Source organism: Nonomuraea lactucae (genome assembly GCF_003313395.1).
GTDB classification, from domain to species: Bacteria; Actinomycetota; Actinomycetes; order Streptosporangiales; family Streptosporangiaceae; genus Nonomuraea; species Nonomuraea lactucae.
Map to the genome: position 1 here is coordinate 1 of NZ_QNFZ01000602.1, position 2,238 is coordinate 2,238.

The 2,238-nt window shown below is 73.2% G+C and carries 2 protein-coding genes and 1 pseudogene; all 3 read left to right on the forward strand.

All coding sequences use genetic code 11. The features are described from left to right. Positions 1 to 332: pseudogene (locus DQW85_RS24100) on the forward strand (hypothetical protein); the annotation flags it as partial. Further along, positions 329 to 1,384: a phospho-N-acetylmuramoyl-pentapeptide-transferase gene (mraY, locus tag DQW85_RS24105; protein ID WP_113702325.1), complete on the forward strand. Its 1,056-nt coding sequence runs from the start codon at positions 329 to 331 to the stop codon at positions 1,382 to 1,384. The pseudogene DQW85_RS24100 and the gene mraY, both read left to right, overlap by 4 nt. Beyond that, the coding region (locus DQW85_RS24110; RefSeq protein ID WP_275888249.1) for a Mur ligase family protein at positions 1,381 to 2,238 on the forward strand (858 nt) is incomplete at its 3' end. The genes mraY and DQW85_RS24110, both read left to right, overlap by 4 nt.

Below are 2,238 nucleotides of genomic sequence, written 5' to 3' on the forward strand. Positions count from 1 at the left end.
CGGGGCTGTCGGGTCTCGTCGTGGCGGGCCCCGACGCCGGGCCCGTCCTCGACGGCGCCTTCGCCGCCGCTGCCGGCGGCTCGCGCGGGGCCACGTCCGACGTCTCACCGGACATATCCGGAATGGGCGGCGTGTCGGGCGGTGGCACGGCGGTGCCGATCATGCCGGGCGGTGGGACGGCGCTGCCGATCGTCCACGTGCCCGACGCCGAGGCCGCCGCGGCCCAGGTGGCCGCGTGGCTGCGGCCGGGTGACGTGGTGCTCGTCAAGGGCCCTCGGGCGATGGGCCTCGAGAGGACGGCCGAGCTGCTGCTCGGGGGTGCCCTCCAGTGACCAACATCATCATCGCCGGTGCGGTGGGGCTGATCCTGTCGATGCTCGGGACGCCCCTTGCCATCCGGATCTTCTCCCGGCGCGGTTACGGCCAGGAGATCCGCGAGGAGGGGCCGTCGGGCCACTACGACAAGCGCGGCACCCCCACCATGGGCGGCACGGTCATCGTGCTCGCCTCCCTGCTGGCCTACGGCGGCTCCCACGTCGCCACGCTGACCCCGCCGACCGTGTCGGGGATGCTCGTGCTGTTCCTCATGACGGGGCTCGGCGCCGTCGGCTTCCTCGACGACTTCATCAAGATCTACAAGCAGCGCAGCCTGGGCCTGCGCAGCGGCGCCAAGGCGCTCGGGCAGCTCGTCGTGGGCGCGGTCTTCGCGGTTCTGGTGACCCGGCAGGCCAACGTCTACGGCATCACGCCCGCCGAGACCCGGCTGTCCTTCCTGCGCGACTTCGGGCCGTCGATCGGCATCGTCGGGTTCACCATCTGGGTCCTGATCATGATCGTCGGCTTCTCCAACGCGGTGAACCTCACCGACGGCCTCGACGGCCTGGCCAGCGGCGCGACCGGCGTCGTGCTCGGCGCGTACATCCTCATCGGCAACTGGCAGCTGCGCAACAACTGCATCGACCAGCTCGGCCCCAACTGCTACTGGGTGCGCGACCCGCTCGACCTCGCCGTGGTGGCCGCCGCCGTGCTGGGGGCGCTCATCGGCTTCCTGTGGTGGAACGCCCCGCCCGCCAAGATCTTCATGGGCGACACCGGGTCGCTCGCGCTGGGCGGCGTGCTCGCCGGCCTGGCGATCGCCACCCGCACCCAGCTGCTGCTGATCATCCTCGCCGGGCTGTGCGTGATCATCACCCTGTCGGTGATCATCCAGGTCGGCTCCTTCAAGATGACCCGCAAGCGGGTCTTCCGGATGGCGCCCCTGCAGCACCACTTCGAGCTGAAGGGCTGGGCGGAGACCACGATCGTCGTCCGCTTCTGGCTGATCGCCATGCTGTGCGCCGCCCTCGGGCTCGGCCTCTTCTACGTCGAGTGGATGCCACGGTGAGCCTGACCTGCGTCGCCGGGCTCGGCGTCTCCGGCACCGCGGTGGCCAGGGCGCTCGCCGGGCGCGGCGAGCGGGTCGTGGTCGTGGAGGCGGGCGAGGGCGGGCGAAGGCGCGCGCTCGCCGCCGAACTCGGCGAGCTCGGGGTGGAGGTCCGCTTCGGCGAGACCCTGCTGCCGGAGAACGCCACCCGGCTGGTCACCACCGGGTGGGCGCCGCACCACCCGCTGATCGCCGCCGCCCTCCGGGCCGGCGTCGAGGTCGTCGGCGAGGTCGAGCTCGCCTGGCGGCTGCGCCCCGCCCACGCGGCCCCCTGGCTCGCCCTGACCGGCACCAACGGCAAGACCACCGCCGTGCGCATGCTCACCTCCATCCTGCTGGCCGCCGGTCGCGAGGCGCTCGCCGTCGGCAACGTGGGCGTCCCGGTCGTCCAGGCCGTGACCGAGCCGCGTGAGGTGCCGTACGACGTGCTGGCGGTCGAGCTGTCCAGCTTCCAGCTCCACTGGTCGAGCACCCTGGCCCCGCACGCCGCGGCGGTCCTCAACGTGGCGCCCGACCACCTCGACTGGCACGGGTCGATGGAGGCGTACGCGGCGGCCAAGGGCCGCGTCTTCGAACGCGCGGGCACCGTGATCTACAACGCCGACGACCCCGAGGCGTCCCGGCTCGCCGCGCCCTACCCCGGCGCGGTCGGCTTCACCCTGCGGGTGCCGCGCCCCGGCCAGGTCGGCGTGGTCGAGGACCTGCTGGTCGACCGGGCGTTCGTGGACGACCCCGCGGAGGCGGCCGAGGAGCTCGCCACGCTGGCGGACGTGCGCCCGCTCGCCCCGCACAACGTGGCCAACGCGCTCGCCGCC